The 21,436-nt window shown below is 35.2% G+C and carries 17 protein-coding genes; 11 read left to right on the top strand and 6 right to left on the bottom strand.

What is annotated here, in order from left to right; genetic code table 11:
- Entirely contained in the window at positions 1-864 is an 864-nt protein-coding gene (gene cyoE, locus BUC25_RS01665) for a heme o synthase (RefSeq protein ID WP_073199055.1), read from the top strand.
- A 694-nt stretch (positions 865-1,558) separates the two neighbouring features.
- On the opposite strand, the gene BUC25_RS01660 is transcribed toward cyoE, so the two are convergent.
- Positions 1,559-3,034 carry a methyl-accepting chemotaxis protein gene (locus BUC25_RS01660; protein ID WP_073199053.1) on the bottom strand — a complete coding sequence of 492 codons (1,476 nt, stop codon included), beginning with the start codon at positions 3,032-3,034 and terminating at the stop codon, positions 1,559-1,561.
- A 198-nt stretch (positions 3,035-3,232) separates the two neighbouring features.
- Positions 3,233-4,063 (bottom strand): MurR/RpiR family transcriptional regulator, encoded by an 831-nt coding sequence (locus BUC25_RS01655; protein ID WP_073199051.1) that lies wholly within the window; start codon positions 4,061-4,063, stop codon positions 3,233-3,235.
- Positions 4,064-4,258: 195 nt separating this feature from the next.
- On the opposite strand from BUC25_RS01655, the gene BUC25_RS01650 reads away from it, so the two are divergent.
- From BUC25_RS01650 to BUC25_RS01610, 9 genes are all read left to right on the top strand, one after another.
- A complete protein-coding gene (locus tag BUC25_RS01650) occupies positions 4,259-5,143 on the top strand; it encodes a DUF8171 family membrane protein (RefSeq protein WP_073199049.1) in 885 nt (294 codons plus the stop codon).
- Positions 5,140-6,837 (top strand): ABC transporter ATP-binding protein, encoded by a 1,698-nt coding sequence (locus BUC25_RS01645; RefSeq protein ID WP_073199047.1) that lies wholly within the window; start codon positions 5,140-5,142, stop codon positions 6,835-6,837. The genes BUC25_RS01650 and BUC25_RS01645 overlap by 4 nt, the downstream gene beginning before the upstream one ends.
- Complete coding sequence (locus BUC25_RS01640; RefSeq protein WP_073199045.1) at positions 6,821-7,630, top strand: energy-coupling factor transporter transmembrane component T family protein; 810 nt, start codon at positions 6,821-6,823, stop codon at positions 7,628-7,630. The genes BUC25_RS01645 and BUC25_RS01640 overlap by 17 nt, the downstream gene beginning before the upstream one ends.
- Before the next feature lie 57 nt (positions 7,631-7,687).
- Positions 7,688-8,464, top strand: a complete 777-nt coding sequence (locus BUC25_RS01635) for a PHP-associated domain-containing protein (RefSeq protein ID WP_073199043.1) — start codon at positions 7,688-7,690, stop codon at positions 8,462-8,464.
- A gap of 475 nt (positions 8,465-8,939) precedes the next feature.
- Positions 8,940-9,638: an urease accessory protein UreF gene (locus BUC25_RS01630; RefSeq protein ID WP_073199041.1), complete on the top strand. Its 699-nt coding sequence runs from the start codon at positions 8,940-8,942 to the stop codon at positions 9,636-9,638.
- 20 nt (positions 9,639-9,658) lie between these two features.
- Positions 9,659-10,414 carry an urease accessory protein UreD gene (locus BUC25_RS01625; RefSeq protein WP_073199039.1) on the top strand — a complete coding sequence of 252 codons (756 nt, stop codon included), beginning with the start codon at positions 9,659-9,661 and terminating at the stop codon, positions 10,412-10,414.
- Positions 10,415-10,658: 244 nt separating this feature from the next.
- Positions 10,659-11,480 (top strand): helix-turn-helix transcriptional regulator, encoded by an 822-nt coding sequence (locus BUC25_RS01620; RefSeq protein WP_073199037.1) that lies wholly within the window; start codon positions 10,659-10,661, stop codon positions 11,478-11,480.
- A 107-nt stretch (positions 11,481-11,587) separates the two neighbouring features.
- Complete coding sequence (gene melA, locus BUC25_RS01615; protein ID WP_073199035.1) at positions 11,588-13,075, top strand: alpha-glucosidase/alpha-galactosidase; 1,488 nt, start codon at positions 11,588-11,590, stop codon at positions 13,073-13,075.
- Positions 13,076-13,251: 176 nt separating this feature from the next.
- Complete coding sequence (locus BUC25_RS01610) at positions 13,252-13,977, top strand: MBL fold metallo-hydrolase (RefSeq protein WP_073199033.1); 726 nt, start codon at positions 13,252-13,254, stop codon at positions 13,975-13,977.
- A 63-nt stretch (positions 13,978-14,040) separates the two neighbouring features.
- On the opposite strand, the gene BUC25_RS01605 is transcribed toward BUC25_RS01610, so the two are convergent.
- From BUC25_RS01605 to BUC25_RS01590, 4 genes are all read right to left on the bottom strand, one after another.
- A complete protein-coding gene (locus tag BUC25_RS01605; protein ID WP_073199031.1) occupies positions 14,041-15,066 on the bottom strand; it encodes a LacI family DNA-binding transcriptional regulator in 1,026 nt (341 codons plus the stop codon).
- Positions 15,067-15,247: 181 nt separating this feature from the next.
- Positions 15,248-16,090, bottom strand: coding sequence for a sugar ABC transporter permease (locus tag BUC25_RS01600; protein WP_073200424.1), 843 nt, complete (start codon positions 16,088-16,090; stop codon positions 15,248-15,250).
- Between the two features lie 5 nt (positions 16,091-16,095).
- A complete protein-coding gene (locus BUC25_RS01595; RefSeq protein WP_073200422.1) occupies positions 16,096-17,358 on the bottom strand; it encodes a carbohydrate ABC transporter permease in 1,263 nt (420 codons plus the stop codon).
- Positions 17,359-17,481: 123 nt separating this feature from the next.
- Positions 17,482-18,807, bottom strand: coding sequence for an extracellular solute-binding protein (locus BUC25_RS01590; RefSeq protein ID WP_073199029.1), 1,326 nt, complete (start codon positions 18,805-18,807; stop codon positions 17,482-17,484).
- 317 nt (positions 18,808-19,124) lie between these two features.
- Here BUC25_RS01590 and BUC25_RS01585 point away from each other — a divergent pair, with 317 nt between their 5' ends.
- A complete protein-coding gene (locus tag BUC25_RS01585; protein WP_073199027.1) occupies positions 19,125-20,879 on the top strand; it encodes an alpha-glycosidase in 1,755 nt (584 codons plus the stop codon).
- The last annotated feature ends 557 nt before the right edge of the window (positions 20,880-21,436 follow it).

Below are 21,436 nucleotides of genomic sequence, written 5' to 3'. Positions count from 1 at the left end.
ATGAGTCTTTTGTTAACAGAATTAAAATACTTATTTAAAAGGTTTGTATTAATTGCAAATGTACTGCCTGCTATTTTTGGGCTTTTCATTGCTGTTCATTATTATAATGTTCCGTTTACTGATTATTGGGTTGAATTATTATTATTACTTTTTGGAAGTGGGATGCTTGTTGCGGGAGCATTAACTTTAAATAATTGGCTAGAAGCAGATGTAGACAAATTGATGGAACGAACAAAACAACGTCCAACAGTTACGGGTACTATCTCTTTGAAAACAGTTCTGATATTAGGAATTGTTTTAAGTATCATTGGTCAATCAATCTTATTTATGATTAATCTTGAAGTCGCCATTTATGGCTTTATCGGATGGTATACCTATGTAGTAGTTTATACGGTATGGACCAAAAGAAGGGTAACTTGGAACACTCATATAGGAAGTTTATCAGGGGCTGTTACTCCATTAATGGGATGGGCAGTAATTGATACAGCAATACATCCAATCCCACTTAGCTTATTTGCGATCATGTTTTTATGGCAAATGCCTCATACCTATTCCATAGCGATTCGTAAATATGATGATTACGCCCGTGCTGGTTTAAAGATGTTACCAGTCGTCAAAGGTTTTCATGTTACCATTTGTCGGACAAATATATATATTGCACTACTTTTATTTATTCCGTTATTTTTAGAAAATTTTCATCCGTTTTTTTATGGATTCTTTACTATTATAAATATTGGGTGGTTAGCAATTGGATTAAGTGGTTTTAAACATAACTCTATTTTGAGTTGGGCAAACAAACTATTCGTTAGTTCACTAGTCTATTTGCTAACAATTTTTATAACATACCTTATTTTTGTACCTTAAAAAGGCTGGCACATAAATACTAATTTTAACTTCAAACATGAACAATGCAAAGAGAATGGTGGCGCAATATGAGGAAACTGCGCAATAAATGATGTTGTAATTTTGACATGATGTGTGAGCTTAGCAATCGCTACGGTTTGTCCGCTTCCCTTTCCACGGGTTTTTCTCCTCAGCTAACTTTGTTAAGCAAAAACCGCTTATCAAAGTGGATCTTCGGATAAAAACATCCCGTAGGAGTTGAAGCGGACACCTACGCTTATTAGGATTCTACAACGCTAGTATGAGGAAGTATAATGTTATTTATATCATGTAATGCAATAATTTATTAAAGTAACAGATCCTAAGGTTACCAGTCACAATAGTTGTCGAACAAATATGTTAGCGGAGGCCGCCCACTTTCACTCCTGTGGTAACTTTTTCCTTAAGATCCACTTTTTCAAGCGATCTTTGCTTGGAAAAGTTAGCTGAAGAAGGGAAAAAACCATGGAAAGGGAAGTGGGTCTAATTCTAGAACCCGAGCCAATTTTTCCTCGTCTTCAATAATAAGAATCTTTGTCATGGAAACCTCTCCTTTGACTTTAAATTTATTGTGGAATCTAAAACAAATTCAAATTAAATTCACGAAAAGTAATAAGCTGATTGAAATTATAAAATAAAAAATACCGGGAAAATTCCCAGTATTTTTTAAGTTTGTTTAAAATTGTTTTTTAAGATCTTCTGAATCTTCTACGGCCTGATCCAGCAATGAAGCTAGCTCTTGATTGCTCTCTGTTAATGTCGTAACCGTTGCGCTCATTTCTTCAAGACTTGCTGATGCTTGTTCAATAATTGCCGCCAAATCATTGGTTGACGCTTCTACACCATTCGATTGACCTTGTACTTCTTTGGCAAGGTGAGAAAAATTAAGCAGTGCATCATTAAGCGTTGCGATCGTACTTGTTAAATCTTCAAAGTAACCAGTAACTTCATAAGAGGTTTCCATACCAATCACGAAGTTTTGCATACTTTTATCCATTTGGGCTACTGCTGAATCATTCGTTTCATTTAAAGCAGCTAAATTTCCAGTTATTTTCTCTGTCGTCTCGCCAGTTAAATCTGCTAATTTTCTGATCTCGTCTGCTACCACCGCAAAACCTTTTCCAGCTTCCCCTGCGCGAGCCGCTTCAATCGAAGCATTTAAGGCAAGTAAGTTTGTTTGTTCGGTAATCTCTTTAATATTGGAAGCGAAAGTATTGGTTTCTTTTATTTTGTCAGTTAATTCAGCAAATGTTTTACTTAAATCTCCAATCGTCTTTTCTAAAACCTGGTTATTCTGATTTAGAGTATCCATCTTCTCTTTACCAGATAAGGTTAATGTACTAGCTTGTTTAGATTCATCATATAATTGCTGGGAGGTTTGTTCCACAACGTCGATATTTTGTCTTGTATCATTGGTGGCATTGGAAATATCAGAAATTTGCTCTGCTTGTGATTGGCTAGCCTGCGAGATTTCCTGAATGGTATGATTCAGGTCTTCTTGAGTCTGGACATTCTCTTGAAGCTGGTCATTCACTTGAGCAATCTTATTTAGAATGTTAGTAACAGATTTTTCAACAGACTCTTTTTGCTGCTCTTTTTGTTTACTTTCTCTTTCGGAAGCCAGTAGCAAACTTTCTAGTTTTGTAAATTGTTCGCTAGACATTTTCATCATATAATGGAACACAATAACTGTTAATAGGTAGACCAATAGTGAATATTGAAACAATTGAACCATTATTTCATTCGTTTGATCCATCTCTATATAATTATAAACAATAACAGCTATACCTAAGATAAAACCGGTATAAAATACTTTACGATCCATTTGAATGGCTGAGAATAAACTTAAGAATATAACAATTAAAAATAAGGCGGCACTTGCGCCACTTGTCACAATATATAATAGGTTAGAAAGATAAAAAATGATAACGAATAAATATGGTAAAATAATTGGTTTTTTGAGGACCTTTTGTAAAATAAAATAAGTAATAATCGTTACAGCCAATTCAGAGCCATAAAACGTAGCAGATACTAGTTCATTAGTAGCTAGTGAAAGAGATAAGCCTACTAATAAAGTAATGGCCATCACAACAAACATTAAAGTGTTCTTTTTCTGTAAATCGTTGTAGCGCATAGATTGAATAATACCCATTGTATAAACTCCTTTAATTAAAATGGTTTAATCTTTTGTCTCTAATAAAGTTTCCTGGCAATCAGTGAGAGTTTTAGCTTATTTTGAATAAAGCTTCACGTTTATGTAACTTCACTTTCTTGTTACTAATAGTATATAGTAATAGGAAATTTGGCACAATATATTATATTAAAATAAAGACAAAATGTTTCTAAAATGTTAACGAGGTAGTTCCTTGTAGTACTTTTTCCTTAAGGTTGTTAATTGTTCTAGTCTTTGTATGTGTGAAGATTGATCTTTTAAGCTTAAACCTAAAATGATATTCTCTATTAACAAGGTGGGAGCGAGCATAGAATGAAATTCGTGTGGTTCTCCTCTGCTGGCAAAGAGACTTATGCTTGCTAAAGAAGTAAAGTCCGCTATTAACTGATCGGTAATCATGACCGTTCGATAATGAATGTCTCTTTGATAGTCTAGTATCACCTTTGCTTCCGGTAACAATCTCCCAAAAGCAAAAAGTAAGACGATATCCTCTCTCTTAAAATGAATAATTTCTTCGAAAATTTCATTGCCATGATGTGCAATTAGTTGAATAGGAATTCCTAAGCGTTTCATTCTATATATTAATAATTCTCCAAGCCCTTTCGAGGGGCCATTGGCAAATACATAGACTTTTTTAGCACGATATATCATGTCCAAAGCTTGATTAAATCGCTGACTATCTATATTTTCAAATGTTTCTTGAAGAAGACCAATACTTTTTTCGATTGAGAGATAGTTCGTATGATCTGATTTTTTATCCTCTACTCGTTTTATTTTTCGTGCAGGAGATACCTCTAACTCTTTTTTCATATGTTGTTTAAATTCTTTCAAATTATGAAACCCAATCACAGACCAGAATCGAGATACTGTAGCAATGCTAACTCCAACTTCATATGCAATTTCTTTTTCAGTAGAAAGCAATACCTGATGAAGATGTTTCGTAATATAATTTGCCAGTTTGGTTTGACTTTGTGTTAAATTTTGTTGGTCAATAGAAAATGCCATCATTTTTCCCCTCTCTTTTTCGCCAGTGCAACAACTTCTATCCTATCAAAAATAAAATGAGATAACCCCAAAAATGAAAGAAAATTTACATCATGATAATAAAAGTTAACAAATTTACATTTACTTAACTCTATTCAAAAAGTAGCTTAAAAAAGCAACATTACAATGAAGATAACAAAATAAAGGAGGTAGAAAGAGATGAGTAACCTAAACAAACGCTATACACTCACACAGTCACAAAAGATGATGGTTTTTATTTTGTCGATGTCGTTATATGGTTTATCAAACATGATTACAGAGTTAGTACCAAGTGCACAGTTAGGTCCAATTGAATTTTCGATCGAGTATTTTGCTTTCATTCCTTTAACGTTATGTATCTTGTTTCATCCTTTGTATGCTGCTGTTGGTGCATCCTTAGGAGAAATAATTTTTGGGGAAATCATGCTAGGTCAATTTGGCGGTTTTGGAGAATTAGAGAAATTTATTGCTTTTTCATTGGCGATGTATGTTGCTGGTACATTTGTCCGTGATCCAAAAAATAGATTGCAAGTTGGAATCGCAGCTATGCTAGGAATAATTATTCATCAGGCGATTAGTGCAACAGTAGATATTTTAAAAGTATGGGTTGGTGTAGAAGAATTAGAGGCAGTTCAAGGACTTGCAGAAAGTGTAGTTGTTATTGAAGGGGTTGCCTTCCTAAATGATATATTATTTTCCGGTATTCTGTTTGCATTATTACCAACATTGTATTTGGTGCCTAGATTGTACGGTAAAATTGAGCCGTTATTAGGAATGAAACCACGAGATCGCAATGATCGCTACTCTTTAGCAGAAATTATTGGTCCGAGACTGGTGGCAGTTGGAATTTTGTTAGCTGCATCAGCTTTTCTGTTTGAGTTTTTATCAGAGTCTGGATTTAATGTGGAGTGGGAAGCAGATTTTCTTGCTATGTTTGGTGATTGGTTTATTTGGGTCAGTCTTGGTGTAGCTTTGTTGGTATCAATCATAACCATTTCCGTAATGATTAAGAAAAAATCTTCACATTCATTAAAAAATAAGCAGGAGGAAAAGATACCATCATGACCAAGCATATCGACATTAAAAATGTTACATTTCAATACCCAGGTGCAACAGAGCCAGTACTAAATAACGTCAATCTTTCAATTGAAAAAGGGGACTTTGTTGCGATTTTAGGTGGTAATGGCAGTGGGAAATCAACGTTGTGTAAGCTGCTTAATGGGTTAATTCCTCATTATTATGTTGGTGACTTTGCTGGTGAAGTGACTGTGAATAATTTAAATACTTTGGATCATAAGGTAGCCGATTTGTCTCGAACGGTAGGGTATGTCTATCAGGATTTTGAAAATCAGATTGTTAGTCCGAGAGTGCTTGAGGATGCTTGTTTTGCACCTCTACACTATGGGCTTGCTGATTATCGTGAGCGTGGACTCCGCGCTCTGCAATTAGTAGGTTTAGCTGAGGTGAAGAACGCTTTTGTCTGGCAGTTGAGTGGTGGACAAAAGCATTTACTGGCACTGGCAAGTGTACTGTCACTTAATCCGGAAATTATTATTATCGATGAACCGGTCGCACAACTGGATCCCCAGCATGCTAAGGTGATTTATGATATTTTAAAAGAATTAAATGAGGTACACGGAAAAACAATTATTGTGATCGAGCATCATACAGAATTTGTCGCCAGTTATGCTAAGAATGTTGTTTTAATGGAAAAAGGGAACGTAACCTTTAAGTTGCCTGTAAAAGAAGCGTTGAATCAAGTGGACATATTATTAGCGCATCAGATCTACCCGCCACAAATTACGCAAGCAGCGAAGATGATAGGGGTAATCGATTCCTTGCCAATCACCATAGAGGAAGGACTACCTACCTTCTCAGAATTAGGTCCGTTGGAAGCACACATTAAACATTCAGCATCAAAATTAAATCCGATTGTTTCCTATGAGAAAGTCAATTTTTCCTATAAAACTGTTTCAAGAGACAAGAAGCAAGTTTTACATGACATTAATTGTACTATATATGAAGGAGATTATATTGCACTTGTTGGGAATAATGGAGCAGGTAAATCTTCCTTTATGCGTTTGATAACAGGATTAGTGAAACCAGGTTCTGGTGATGTGTTGGTGGATGGCACGAATACGAGGAAATTATCACCTGAACATTTGGCAGAGAAGGTAACCTATATTCATCAAAATCCAGAGCAAATGTTTATTGAGGATTGTGTTGATAAAGATGTGGAATTTTTTATGAAAGCAAGAAAAGTAAAGAATTATCGTAGCAAAGTAGAACAGTTATTAGAACAATTTGAATTAACAAATTTAGCGGATCATGATAGCCGATTATTAAGTGGTGGTCAACAACGTAGAGCGTCGTTAGCAATCGGGGTTGGAATGCATCCAGAAATTATGTTGTTAGATGAACCTACTGCAAATTTAGACATTAGCACAAGAAAACATATTACTAGATTACTAGATGGATTAAAAGATACATTAAAAGCAGTCATAGTTGCCACACATGATATGCAATTAGTTTGTGAATTTGCTAATCGAATTATTGTGATGCATGAAGGACGAATCATTCATGACGGTGATCGTGAATCAGTTTTTCAAAATTACCGATTATTAGAGAAAGCAGGACTCGTACCTCCACAGATCTTTTCATTTACGCAATCACTAGGATGGGATCAACCTGCCTATACAGTAGAAGAGTTTGCCATTCGTTACCAAGGAAGGGATGTCGCTAATGGAGTATACGCGTAAATTTAGTGATAAGTTATCGGTTGAGCAAGTTAAAATTGAATTGTTAAATACGGCATATGGAAATGGGGATACCTTCCTGGCAAAACTAGATCCTCGGACATTGTTCCTTTGGTATCTTTTCTTTGGGATTTTCCCCTGGTTTATTCATAATGTGTCGGTACTTGTTGGGATGTTTATATTTATGGTCGTCACCACTTATGTTGCCAAAGTAAGTCCATTGATTATATTTATTTTATGTCTAGGCTTATTAGGGCAAGGTGGCTATTTGTTAATCGTTTCCCTGTTTTTCGGTGGGGACTTGAGTGCACTCCTTCCATTATTAGTGTTAACGATTAAATTATCGGTTATTTCGTTAGCAAGTATTACCGTTTTTTGTTCGATGAATCCTGATAAATTAAGTGATGGGTTGTTGAAAATCAAAGTGCCAGGTCAAGTATCGTTTAGCATCTCGTATGGTTACCGCATGTTACCAACCTTATTAGAAGAGTATCACCATGTTTTTCAATCATTCCGGTTAAGGGGTAAAGCTCCTGAAAAACATGGATTTTTATATATTAAAACGATTGGTTATTTTGTGAAAATTGCAATGCTGTCATTTTATCCACTGTTGTTATCAACTGCTAAACGAGCACGTACCACCGTTGAAGCTCTAGAAACGAAAGGAAGTATGTATGGGTTTAATCATCCTGAAGTTAAAAGATTAAAATTAGCTGGAATGAAAATGAAACGTAAAGATTATTTATTTTTAGTAGGTTCGTCTTTGTATGTGGTTGGATTGTTCCTCCTGCTATGATACGAATGGACAGGATCACTAATGAATTACATATTTTAATAGATAGGAAGTGTTTGGATGATAATCGACTTTCATAGTCATGTGAAGATTTCAAAAAAATCAACATTTATGCCAGAATATTTTAGGGAGATGATGGAGGAGGCGAAAGGCAATGGTTTAACTGCTCTAGCCCTTACTGAGCATTTTAATACCACTCGTTTTTATGATATATATCGTTTTTTGGATGAAAATTATTCGTATTCGGAAGGGTTTTACAATATAGCAGGATTAAAGTTGTTTCCAGGTATCGAAGTAGATGTGAAAGAAGTGGGTCACATTTTGTTAATTGGTGATCGGAAAGACATTGTATTGATTTGGGAACAACTTGAGCCACATCTGCAGGAAGAAAGTTTTATTAGCTTTAATGAACTAATGGACCTTGCAGACCGGTATGGCGTTTTGAAAATAGGGGGACATCCTTATCGAGAAAGTACACCATTAGCGAAAAATGTTACGAGAGATCAATTGAGAAGATTAGACGCACTTGATTTAAATGGCAAAGACTTGTATACCAAAGGAATCGAAACTTGTAAAAAAGAAGTAGAAGCATTGGCAGTCGAGATTAAATTACCAATAGTGGGTGGCAGTGACACACATCAATTTTTGCAATATGGAAGTGTTGTTAATGATTTTGAAGAGGAGTGCAGCACTAGTGATGAATTAAAACAATTGATCACCAACAGAAGATATCAAATTCAGATTGCAGAACAATTACCTTTAAAGGTGAAATCCGCAACATTAGTAAAGAAATATATGAAAAAAGCATTGAAAGAAGCAGATTCATTAACAGTTTAATTAATAAAAGAGGATGGTAAATAATGTGGTAATTATGAGATTTTAGAACTGCGTAACAAACGCTCCGGCTTGTCCGCTTCCCTTTCCGCGGGTTTTTCTCCTCAGCTAACTTTTTAAGCAAAGTGCGCTAAAAAAGTGGATCTTCGGATAAAAACATCCCGCAGGAGTGGAAGCGAACGCCTGCACTTTTTCATGCGGTTTTTGCTTGAAAAAGTTAGCTGAAGGGAAAACCCCACGGAAAGGGAAGTGGGCAAGCCGTAGCGGTTACTACGCCCATATTACATTTCAAAATTGCTACCAGAGTTATGTCGTATAATCCTTCTAATACGCATAAAATTCAAACGATTATTCTAGTTAAAAAATTCTTTTGTTCCAATCTTGTCTCATATACCTAAATAGCAACAAACTGATCTAAAGTTATTATAAATTCTTAAGCAATTGCTATGATATAATTATAGAGATTGGGGGGGATTGGATGAGTACTAAAGAGTCTAAGAAATTATTACATTTACTACATACACACCATTCATCTTTTTTAAAGAGTCAAGTAGCACATGCTATTGGAATGGAAATGTATATCCGATCCAGACAAATTAATTCTAAAGAAGACTTAGCATCATTTTGTAACAGTTACATAGGAAATTATTTGGTCTATAATGATGCCATTATTATAAAAGAATTATTTCTTCAATTAAAAAAGAATGATTGGCAACAGGTTGTTTATTTAGCTGAAATTTATAATGCGCGAAAAAATGTTTTAGAATTAAAGAAAACGAGTCGTCAAGCAGGTAAACGATTATTAGATCGACTATTAACCATTCAATCGTCCGCTTTTTTGGAAAAATGGCAAAAGGAAGTAATCGAAAAAGAAATGTTAAATCATTATGTCGTTGTTTATAGTATGTATGCTTATGAGCAGGGATTTGACCTATATTCTGCGATTCAGATGTATCTATATTTTTCCTTAACCAATCTAGTTCAACATGCTGTTAGAGCGATACCGTTAGCTCCAAAAGATGCGGAAAAAGTGACATTAGAGGCATTAGATGAAGTCGATAAAGCAACTGAAAAGGCGATGACTCTATCATTTAAAGATATGAAGAATAACGCCATTGGTTTAGAAATTTCAGCAATGCAACATAAATACCTTTTATCAAAATTATTTATATCCTGATTCAAAAAAAGGAGGTTACTATGTTAAAAAAACAATTAAAAGCACGGTTCCAAAAAGTAAATCTTCTTGACTATCAAAGTGAACCTCCACTCCATATTGAAAAATCAGATGAAAAACATCGGATTTTTACCAGTTATTTGCTTGATGGATGGAATGAAAGTGAAGCTCCGATGGATATTCATTTTACTGTGAAAAAGGCATCTAATATTAAACTTACATCTCCTATTAAGCCAGCTGTTACACTGGCAGAGCAGGCAATAGATGTGCAATGTGATATCGAAGAAGAGGCATTATTATTTTTTGACAAACGAGAGGTGATTCCAAGTAACAATAGTACTATTAACGAACACATAAAAATAAATGTTAGAGATGATGCTGAATTTATTTGGGCAGAAATTATTCATTTAAATCAATCGGTCAATTATCGTTATCAATCCTTAATGGAAATATGGGATGGGGCACATTGTATATCGTATGATCCTATTCAATTTTCTTCTCAACAGGGGATTGCGCTTACCCATCATGGATTGACGGAAGATTTTCCTTACATGGCCTCGATTTGGTATATTTCACCGAATCCTCCTTTCGACGAATGGGATATTCAACAACGTCTTTCCCAAGCGAAGTATCATCGGGCAGGAATGACGGATATTGATGGAAAGGGGATATTGATTCGTTGGTTATCTACAGATATATCCTTGTTAAAACAAGAAGTTGATGACGTATTATCATTTTTTGATGAAAAAATTACAGAATTGCGAAAATGGCGAGTATAATGAAAGTTAGAAGTAAATCTTCTAGCTTTTTTTAGTAGTTTATTTACTACGTTATAAAACTAAACTTCGAAAACTATGAAAAATCTCCTTCACTGGATAATCACTTCTCTTGACGGGATAACTGGTTTTGCTCACGGGATATTAAGACTTATCCCGTGAAGGCAAGAAGTTATCCCGTCTACAATAATATTTATCCCGTGAAGCGTACTTAATCTAATTTACGATGTTAAAGAGGTGAAGTAGGATGGGTTATTTTCCTGAAGCGGTTGCTTATTATTATAAATTATGGCACGAATTTGAAATGGATCTGCATGATCATCCTGCAATGGAAATAATGTATGTGATCAAAGGGAAATGTCAAATTGAAATTGATGAACGAATAGTCAATATGCGTAAAGGGCAATATATTTGGATTCAAAGTAATGTAAAACATCGCTTAATCGTACATAAAGAAGCCCCATGTCGCATGTTAAACCTTGAATTTCTATTAAAGGATCAGGGAGAACACTATACTTCTATAAAAGAATTGTTTCATCAAAATCCTGCGTTACATGAGTTGTTTAATGAGAATAATCACTATTTTTTATTGAAAGATGATGAAGCCGTCTATTATACGTTGCGGAATTTGGTTTTAGAATTAGATCACCACTCACCACATAATCAATTGCTAATTGATAACTTGATGGTGCAATTACTGTTGTGGATTAATCGCAATCGTTTAGAACTTAACCAACAATCCGATAATTTTCATATTAAGAAAGCACTAACTTTTATCCATGAACAATACGATACAGAAATAAAAGTAGATGATCTGGCAGCGATCACTCATCTGCATCCAAGTTATTTACATCGAATTTTTAAAACATCTTTGCAAATGACGATAAACGAATATATTACAAAAGTTCGACTGGATAAGGCTAAAATGTTGCTAGTAAATACCGAGATTCCCGTAACAGAAATTTCAAATTATATTGGTGTGAATACCAGTCAGTATTTCAGCAGTTTATTTAAAAAGGCAACAGGACGATCGCCTTCTGCCTACCGTGAACATTTTAGACAAATATAACAGGTCAGGATTTTATACATATATTCCAAAAAAGGCGACTATTTTTAAATCGCTTTCATTTCTATTGTGGTAAGATTTTGGATAAAGTAGTAGAGGAGGAAATGAAGGTGTCATTTAAAATCGCTTTTATTGGTGCAGGTAGTATTGGATTTACTAGAGGATTATTAAGAGATATATTGTCGGTACCGGAGTTTCGAGAGATAGAAGTTGCATTCACAGATATCAATCAACATAATCTTGAGATGGTTACACAGTTATGTCAACGTGATATTAAAGAAAATGGCCTAAAGATTACAATTCAAGCAACAACTAATCGTAGAGAAGCATTAAAAGGAGCGAAATATGTTTTTAATGTGGTCAGAATAGGTGGATTAGAAGCCTTTAAACATGATGTGGAAATTCCCTTGAAATACGGTGTTGACCAGTGTGTGGGGGATACGTTAAGTGCTGGAGGAATAATGTATGGTCAACGCGGAGTTGCAGAGATGTTAGAAATTTGTAAAGATATTCGTGAACAGGCAGATCCAGACGTTTTACTATTAAATTACGCGAATCCGATGGCGATGTTAACTTGGGCATGTAATAAATATGGAAAAGTAAATACAATAGGGTTATGTCATGGTGTACAGAATGGACATAAACAAATTGCTGAAGTGTTGCAAAAGACAAAAGAAGAAGTAGATATTATTTGTGCGGGTATCAACCATCAAACATGGTATATTCAAGTGAAGACAGATGGTGAAGATCGCACGAATGAATTATTAGAAGCTTTTGAAGCACATCCAGAATTTAAAGATACCGAAAAGGTTCGTATTGATATGCTGCGTCGTTTTGGCTATTTTAGTACAGAATCTAATGGACATTTAAGCGAGTATGTACCTTGGTATCGTAAACGCCCAGAGGAGATTCATGAATGGATTGATATGAGTTCATGGATAAATGGGGAAACGGGAGGTTATTTAAGAGTCTGTACAGAAGGCCGTAATTGGTTTGAAACAGACTTTCCGAACTGGTTGAAAGAGCCTGCTTACGAATATAAGGAAGAACATAGAGGAGAAGAACACGGCTCATATATTTTAGAAGGATTAGAAACAGGTCGTGTATACCGAGGACACTTCAATCGAGTAAATCATGGTATTATCACTAATCTACCAAATGATGCGATTATTGAAGCACCTGGCTATGTGGATCGTAACGGAATTAATATGCCTTATGTAGGAGATCTTCCTTTAGGTCCTGCAGCGGTTTGTAATGTAAGTATTTCGGTTCAACGCTTGGCGGTCGAGGCAGCAGTTCACGGAGATGATTATTTATTGCGACAAGCGATGATGATGGATCCGTTAGTAGGTGCGGTTTGTAACCCTAAGGAAATTTGGCAAATGGTTGATGAAATGCTAGTGGCACAAAGGGAATGGTTGCCACAATATCAGGACTCGATCAAAAAAGCAGAAAGCAGACTGCAACAGGGCGATTTAGTACCGACAAAAAATTATCAAGGTGCAGCAAGGCTTAATGTGAAAACAGTTGAAGAAATGGCAAAGGATCGAGAGGCTGCCAAGAAAAACGCAGGAGAGGCAGACAAAGGTAATTTTTGATTTATCAGTGAAATATTAGTATAGTAAAGCCACTAGTTTAACTGGTGGCTTTTTCTGTTCTTTACACCTCAACTCAAGGATTGAGCAAAAGCCCAGGAGTACACATTCTGACAAGCCATTAAATATCAAATACACACGAAAATGTCCATAAAAAATATAGCAAGGAGATGAATGCGATGAACATTATTCCAATTGGTATTTGGGGCGGGTACCCTAAAGCAAATAGTTCGACGTCATCCTTTTTAGTAGAAGAAGATGGCTTTCATCTTTTAATCGATTGTGGAAGTGGTGTACTATCTTCTTTGCAGAACTATATTTCTATTGAAAAGTTAGATGCGGTTATTATTACACATTATCACCATGATCATATTGCAGATGTCGGTCCCTTGCAGTTCGCTAAATTGATCCAAAACCAATTAGCCTCAAATGCAAAAACATTAGCTATTTATGCAGATGAGCAAGATCTAGGATACGAGACACTAACCTATAAAAACCATACAAATGCCTATCCTTTACAGTCTTCACAAAGAATAGGACCATTTAGTATTGATACGACACTAACCAATCATCCTGTTCGATGTCTCGCTCTTCGATTAAAGTCAAAAGAAAAAAGTGTTGTTTTTACAGCAGATACAGGATGGCAAGCATCGTTAATACCCTTTTGTAAAAATGCGGACTTATTAGTTTCAGAGGCAAATCTGTATCAATCGTTTGAAGGGAAAATTTCAGGTCATATGAGTGGGCGACAAGCAGGAGAGCTAGCTGCTGCTGCTCAAGCTGGTCAATTAATTTTAACCCACCTTCCACACTTTGGGGAACTTTCTGACTTAGTTTTAGAAGCTAAAAGTGAATATAAAAAAGATGTGTCACTAGCAGAGGTTGGGAAAGTTTATCGTATTTAAATGCAATATAAAGAAGACAAGGGGCTATCCATACCCTTTGTCTTCTTATGGTTACTATTACCGTTATTCGCTAAATGTTCGAGTGGACTGTCTAAACTTTATTTCATATGGAACAATAATGCGTTTAGCAGGTTCGTCTTTATTTTTAGCTTTTTCGATTAAGCATCGAGCAGATTGAACACCTAATTTATAAATTTGAATATCTACCGTAGTCAGAGGTGGGGTGGTGATCTCTGAAAGATATAAGTTATTAAAAGAGGTTAGGGAAACGTCCTCTGGACAACTTAATCCAATTTCTTCTAATGTATTGATAACCCCTAGTGTCATTAAGTCATCGGCAACGACTAATCCAGTAGGCGGTTGATCCAATGCAAACAACTGCTCTACAGCATCTCTCCCCCCCGATTTCAAAAATTCTGTGTGAATCATATATTCCATAGGTAAAGGTAAATTTGCTTCACGAATAGCAGATTTATAGCCATTTAACCGATCCACTGTTACCGTTAATTCAGTTGAACCCCCGATAAAAGCAATATGACGGTGACCGATATCTATTAAATGATTGGTAAGGTCTTTACTAGCCTTGAAGTTATCGTTATCCACATACGTTATTTCACTTTCTTGTTCAGAAGGTTTTCCAACAATAACAAAAGGAAACTTATTATCTGTTAAAAACTTTTGGACAGGATCAGCAATTCGTGAATAGAGTAAAATAATACCATCGACACGATTGCCATACACCATACGCTGAACCTCTTCATAGACCTCTTTATCATTGCCTCCGGTAGAAACATATAATGAGTACTCTGTTTCATGTGCAAACGACCCGATTCCCCTAAGTACTTCAGGAAAAAAAGGATTCTGTAATGCCTTATCAGCAGATGAAGGCATGATCACGCCGATTGCTTGAGAAGAGCGAACTGCTAGGTTTCGCGCATTAATATTTGGATGATAACCTAAATCCTTCATAGCCTTTCGCACCCGTTTTTTTGTATCTAAACTGATTCTGGGATTGTCTGCGATCACTCTAGAAACAGTAGAAGGAGCTACTCCTGCTTTTTTTGCTACGTCTTTTATTGTAACGGCCATATCATTACATCCTTTAAATAAATTAAAAAGTCATTGTTAAATTAGTATGTGGTTCTATTATATTATATGTGATCAATAAGTAAATGAAAACATAGATTCTCAAAACACTATGATCATATCAAGCTATTAGCATGTAGTAGCTTGAATCAAATGGTACACTTTCTTACTAATAACTGTACATTTATCCTTTGGTCGCACCTGCAGTTAATCCTCCGATCAAATACCTTTGAAGAAGTAGGAATACTAATGCAATAGGTACGGCAATTAATATAGAACCTGCTGCGAAACGAGTAAAATTAGTGGAAAATTGGTCATTAATAAAATTGTATAATCCTAAAGCAAGTGTATAGTTATTCGGATCCGTCAACACAATTTGTGGTAACAAGAAATCCATAAAAGGTGCCATAAAGTTAAATAATGCAACTACTGCTAAAATTGGTTTAGCGAGCGGTAACATAATTGTCCAAAAAATTCGTAAGTGACCAGCACCATCAATTTTAGCAGCTTCATCTAGTTCACGTGGTATCGTATCATAATATCCTTTTACTAACCATGCATTAAAAGGAATTTGTCCACCTAAATAGATTAATAATAATCCCCAGATAGAGTCTACCAATCCGATCGTGGTAAGTAAAATATACAAAGCAACCATACCCATTAAAGCCGGGAACATCTGCAATAATAAGAATAAATACAAACCATATTTACGACCGAAAAATTGGTAGCGTGAGAAAGCATAGGCAATGAGTGATGTAATAATTACGGAACCAATTGCGTTTAGTACGGCAATTATGACACTGTTTTTGTACCAAATTAGATAGTCACTACCAGGGTCTGTGAATAACCAAATATAGTGTTCCAAAGTTGGACTATCGGGAATTAATTGTGTAACAAGCATATTTGTACCTGGGTTAATGCTCATCATAACCGTCCAAGCAAGTGGATAGCCAATAACAATAAACATCAGAGCGAAAAATAAGTATATGAACGCTACTTCGATTTTTGATTTAGTCTTTCTTGTCATAGCCATTAGTAACGTCCCTCCTCTTTAAATGATGCTGTTTTTCGGAATTGATAAAAGGCAAATCCCATTACAATAATACCCATTATAATCGTAATAGCTGCTGCCATGTTGTATTGGTTCGTTTCGAATGTTAGTTTGTACACCCATGAAATGAGAATATCCGTTCCACCGGCATTTTGACCACGAACGGCCGGCAATCCTTCATTAAATAAATATATGATGTTAAAGTTATTAAAGTTTTGAGCGTATTGCATAATTAATAGTGGTGCTGTAGCAAATAGAATGTGTGGTAAAGTAATGAATTTTAACTTTTGCCACCTTGTTCCACCATCCACATCTGCTGCTTCATACATATCGGTAGGGACACTTTGCAAGACGCCGGTAAAGAGCGCGAAAACAAAAGGGAATCCCAACCATGTTTGGATCATGATTAACGCTACTTTTGCCCAAAATGGATCAGATAACCATGGTATCATTAAATTAAATTGACTTAATATATCACGATTAATCGCACCAAATGTGGGGTTAAACAACGCTGAAAAAATTAATATAGATACAAACGCAGGAACTGCCCAAGGTAAAATAAGGAACGTTCTAATCGTTCGTTTGAATTTAATTCGTTTATCGTTAACAAGTAACGCTAAGAATAAGCCAAGCACGATTTGTAAAGTTGTAGCAACGACTGTCCAAACAATTGTCCAAGTAAATACATTAAAAAAAGTATCTTTCCATATATCTATTTGTACTAAGTCAGTGAAGTTCTGAAAACCAATCCAATTTAACAGATTCCTAGGTGGCGCATTATATTGATTATAATCGGTAAATGCCAGCCCAATCATAAATACAAGCGGTAACACGACAATAAACAATAGCATTAGCAGACCAGGTAGAATCATGAAGTATGGAAAACCATTATTATAAAAATCTCGTACTCCCTGAAGTAATGTTGGATTTGTTTTTTCGTGTTCTTTTGCTATTGCATCTTTGCGAGCATCTAAGAAATTATAGGCATAAATACCAAGTCCAAAAGCTAATACAATTAATGAAATAAGGCCTTGAATTAATAATTGGATGGAATGATGTTCTCTAGGAATTGTACCTAAAGTAAAAAGTCCCCAAATACCGATATCAAGAAAGTCCCAAAAAGCGATCAAAAAGGCTACAGTAATAATAAGAAATAAGAGACCTTTTATAATTCGTTTATTATAAAATTGTCCAAAACCGGGAATGATCGATAAAATGGTTGCAATATTTCGTGGTTGTGTCATATCAAATTTCTTTTCAGTATTTTGATTTGCCACCACTTGTCCCTCCTCAGAGAGAAAATGATATACAGGAAGTCAACAATTCTCTGCATATCATCTTTCTCATTTTTTTATAGTTATCCGGTGTTATTGAGTAGCACCAGATGCTGCTATATTATCTTTAATTACTTGTACAGCTTCATCTAGTACATCTGCTACTGGTTCGCCTTTCGAAATAAAGGAAAGCCCGTTGTTAATTGGATCCCAAACTTGTTGCATCGCAGGAACACCTGGCATAGGTTCACCGAATGTTGCTTGTTCAGCAAAAGCAGAATAAATTGGATCATCTGCAATTGCAGGATCTTCTATTGAGTCTACCCGAGCTGGCATTTCACCTGCAACATCATAATAAAGCATTGCATTTTCAGAGTTTGTTAAGTAAGCCATGAAATCTTCTGCCCATTCTTTATTTTCAGAGTAGTAGGAAAGTAAATATGCCTTTACACCTACAAAAGATTTAGGATTTTCGCCATTGTCAAGCTTCGGTAAGATAGCAGCTTGTAAGTCATCGCCTAAAGCATCCTGGTATTCACGTACCATCCAAGGTCCATTGATGACAGAAGCCACTTTTCCTTCTTTAAATAATCCATTCATTATGTCTGGTGTAAGGTCCTGAGGTATATAGCCATTTTCAAACCATGTTTGAATCAGCTCTCCACCCTGTACAGCGCCTTCATTGTTTAAACCAATATCTTCAATATCATACACACCATTTTCTTCTGCAAATACATATGCACCATTACCTGAGAAGAAAGGATATGAGAAGTAGAAATTTGCTGCTTCCATTAGGAAACCATATTCATCATTGTCAGCATTCGTCTGTTCATCAGCAATTGCCATTAAATCTTCCATTGTTGCAGGAGCTTCTTCAACTAGAGATTTGTTGTAGAATAAAGCATAAGTCTCTGTTACTGCAGGGTATCCCCAAAACTCACCCTCATTTGTAACAGCACTTAAAGCTGCTTCTGTATAATCTGCTTCCAGTTCACCTAAGTTAACTGGATCAACCAGACCACGTAAAACCAGGTCGCCAATTCTATCATGTGGTTGAAAAATGATATCTGGACCATTACCAGCAGGACCTTCTACATCTAATTTTTCTACTTGCTCTAACATATCAATTGGAACTGCTTCGATTTCAATTCCTGTTTCTCCTGTATAAGTTTCAGCTATTTGATTCACTGCCTCTTCTTGCTTTTCTTCTGCATTTACCCAAATTGTTAATTTTTCAGGTTTCTCGGGCATTGAACTATCGTCAGCGCTTTCATTTTCACTATTATTATTATCGTCTGATTCTTGATTTTCCGATTGTTCTGTTTCACTTGTGCTTTCCTGTGCATCATCTGGACCACACGCTGCTAGTAATCCGATAAACAATAATCCAACAAATAAAATTCCAAACCATTTTTTCATCTAATGGACCTCCCAAATAAATATAATATTTTTTTAGATACGCTTGTGAAAACGATTGCGCATATCTTGTTTTTTATTATACATAGATAGTGAGCCTTTGACAACCATTAATTTTCATGGTTTTTTATAAATATCAGAATTACTATTAATAAAATGTTTGTAACGCTTACATTTGGCGGAGTTTTTTGGTATAATAATTAACTAATAGAAATCCGACAACAATGATAGAATTATACTTAATTAATTAAAAATTTTAAATTAATCAGGTTATTGCGCAATCGTTTGTTTTATATTATTAAATTCATGGAGGGTTTATATTGAATACGGAAGCAATTTTCCACAGACCTGTTAATCAATTTGCATATAGCTATGATAAAGATTCCATTCATTTGCAATTGCAAACTAAAAAAGATGATATAAAAGAGATAATATTACTATTTGGAGATCCTTATCATTTTGAAGGTGATAACTGGCATTATAATCAAAGTAATATGGAGAAAACAGGGTCAGATTCATTGTATGATTATTGGCGGATAAAGGTAAAACCTGATTACAAAAGGTTGCGTTATGGTTTTCAATGTCGTGATACTAAAGGTGATATGTTAATCATTACAGAAAGAGGATATTTTAAAACAATGCCTCAAGATATCGGTGATTTCTTTTGTTTCCCATATTTACATGAAGTGGATATCTTCCAAGCCCCTGACTGGGTAAAAGATACAGTCTGGTATCAAATCTTCCCAGATCGATTTGCAAATGGAGATCCCTCTTTAAACCCACAGGGAACTTTACCATGGGGGAGTGAATATCCTACACCTACCAATTTTTTTGGTGGAGACTTTCAAGGTGTCATTAACCATCTTGATTATCTAGTTGAGCTCGGGATAAATGGTATCTATTTCACACCAATCTTTAATGCATATTCAAATCATAAATATGATACAATTGATTATTTTGAGATTGATCCTCAATTTGGGGATAAAGAAACCTTTCGGAAACTAGTGAAGGAATGTCACAGTCGTGGTATTAAAGTAATGCTGGATGCAGTCTTTAATCATAGCGGATACTACTTTGAGCCTTTCCAGGATGTATTGCGCAATCAAGAAAAATCACGTTATATAGATTGGTTTTATTTATGGGAATTCCCGGTGCAGACAAAGGGGTATCCTAATTATGATACATTTGGTTTTGTTGCATCAATGCCGAAGTTAAATACAACAAATCCTGAAACGAAAAAGTATTTATTAGATGTGGCACGCTATTGGGTCGAAGAGTTTGATATTGATGGTTGGCGCTTAGATGTGGCGAACGAAATAGATCATGTATTTTGGCGTGATTTCCGTAAAGTAGTGAAAGAAATAAAGCCAAGTACGTTTATTCTAGGTGAGATTTGGCATGATTCCATGAAATGGCTTCAAGGAGATCAATTTGATGCAGTGATGAATTATCCCTTCACAAATGGTGCGGTTGAATATTTCGCTGCTAATAATATGAATAGCGACACATTTGCCGATTCAATAACAAAAGTGCTGCATATGTATCCGAAGAATGTGAATGAAGTTGCATTTAATTTGCTTGATAGCCATGATACTGCCCGGATTTTAACAATGGCCGATGGAAACATAGAAAGAATTAAATTACTTTACTTATTTCAATTATCGTTTATCGGTTCACCATGTATCTATTATGGTGATGAGGTAGGACTTTCAGGTGGAGAAGATCCGGGTTGCCGTAAATGTATGGAATGGGATCAATCGAAACAAGATCTTGCATTGTTTGATTTTATAAAACAGTTGTTACAAATGAGAAAGGAAATACCAGCATTCGGTAATCAAGCAGATTTTAAATTTTTAAAAGTTGAAGAAAATGTCATTGCCTACCAAAAGGAAAGTAATGAAGGAAAGTTAGTCTTTATCCTGAATAATAGTGGTGAAAAACAGACGTTTGAACTAAAAGCGTTGGAAAATAAAAAGGTGAAAGAATTGTTTTCAGGAAGAGAAATTAATTTTTCAAATAAAGCAGAAGTACATTTAGAACAATATGGTTATCGTTGTTACCAAATACCCCAATAAAAAGAACTTCATTTCGCAAATATATTATAAAATACCAAGTTAAGAATGCCATTGAAAAACCGAACTATTAATTAGTTCGGTTTTGTTTATGGTTTAACTATATTAATTAACTCTTACTTACTTTGTCATGATAAACAACTCTTATTATTGTTTTGCCTCATATCCTGAAGCGAAGATAGCTGCTAAGAATGTTACAGAAACACCGATAATTAATGCGATACCCATCTTAGATCCTCCCTTATATATGTATTATTTTTTTATAATCTCCATCCATTATACCTAAATCTTATTGATTTGTGAAGCAACGAATGATGTGCTGTGAAAAAAACGCCATTCCCTATGTTATGTAAATGAAAGTGAACTTAATCATTATCTATTCCAATTCATTTTTTGAAACTTACCTACATACATTTATATATAGCTAAGAATAAGAACATAATATTCGTTCTATACGTATACTTAGTTTAACACAGCTCTTTAATTTTCCTGCTTCAAGTTTCTCGTAACATATAGAAATAAAAGGGGGAAAACAGACGCTAAGTATACGGCCCGGTATC

This window comes from Gracilibacillus kekensis (assembly GCF_900143085.1).
Taxonomy (GTDB): Bacteria; Bacillota; Bacilli; order Bacillales; family Amphibacillaceae; genus Gracilibacillus; species Gracilibacillus kekensis.
The sequence above is the reverse complement of the archived record's forward strand: the minus strand, read 5'-3'. Positions and strand labels throughout refer to the sequence as shown.

Excerpts from the sequence above, each read along its gene's own strand:
- BUC25_RS01600 (WP_073200424.1), bottom strand. The coding sequence starts at position 16,090 with ATGACAAGAAAGACTAAATCAAAAATCGAAGTAGCGTTCATATACTTA.
- BUC25_RS01655 (WP_073199051.1), bottom strand. The coding sequence starts at position 4,063 with ATGATGGCATTTTCTATTGACCAACAAAATTTAACACAAAGTCAAACC.
- BUC25_RS01620 (WP_073199037.1), top strand. The coding sequence starts at position 10,659 with ATGGGTTATTTTCCTGAAGCGGTTGCTTATTATTATAAATTATGGCAC.
- BUC25_RS01625 (WP_073199039.1), top strand. The coding sequence starts at position 9,659 with ATGTTAAAAAAACAATTAAAAGCACGGTTCCAAAAAGTAAATCTTCTT.
- BUC25_RS01605 (WP_073199031.1), bottom strand. The coding sequence starts at position 15,066 with ATGGCCGTTACAATAAAAGACGTAGCAAAAAAAGCAGGAGTAGCTCCT.
- BUC25_RS01640 (WP_073199045.1), top strand. The coding sequence starts at position 6,821 with ATGGAGTATACGCGTAAATTTAGTGATAAGTTATCGGTTGAGCAAGTT.
- cyoE (WP_073199055.1), top strand. The coding sequence starts at position 1 with ATGAGTCTTTTGTTAACAGAATTAAAATACTTATTTAAAAGGTTTGTA.
- BUC25_RS01635 (WP_073199043.1), top strand. The coding sequence starts at position 7,688 with ATGATAATCGACTTTCATAGTCATGTGAAGATTTCAAAAAAATCAACA.
- BUC25_RS01630 (WP_073199041.1), top strand. The coding sequence starts at position 8,940 with ATGAGTACTAAAGAGTCTAAGAAATTATTACATTTACTACATACACAC.
- BUC25_RS01645 (WP_073199047.1), top strand. The coding sequence starts at position 5,140 with ATGACCAAGCATATCGACATTAAAAATGTTACATTTCAATACCCAGGT.
- BUC25_RS01660 (WP_073199053.1), bottom strand. The coding sequence starts at position 3,034 with ATGGGTATTATTCAATCTATGCGCTACAACGATTTACAGAAAAAGAAC.
- BUC25_RS01595 (WP_073200422.1), bottom strand. The coding sequence starts at position 17,358 with ATGACACAACCACGAAATATTGCAACCATTTTATCGATCATTCCCGGT.
- BUC25_RS01610 (WP_073199033.1), top strand. The coding sequence starts at position 13,252 with ATGAACATTATTCCAATTGGTATTTGGGGCGGGTACCCTAAAGCAAAT.
- BUC25_RS01590 (WP_073199029.1), bottom strand. The coding sequence starts at position 18,807 with ATGAAAAAATGGTTTGGAATTTTATTTGTTGGATTATTGTTTATCGGA.
- BUC25_RS01650 (WP_073199049.1), top strand. The coding sequence starts at position 4,259 with ATGAGTAACCTAAACAAACGCTATACACTCACACAGTCACAAAAGATG.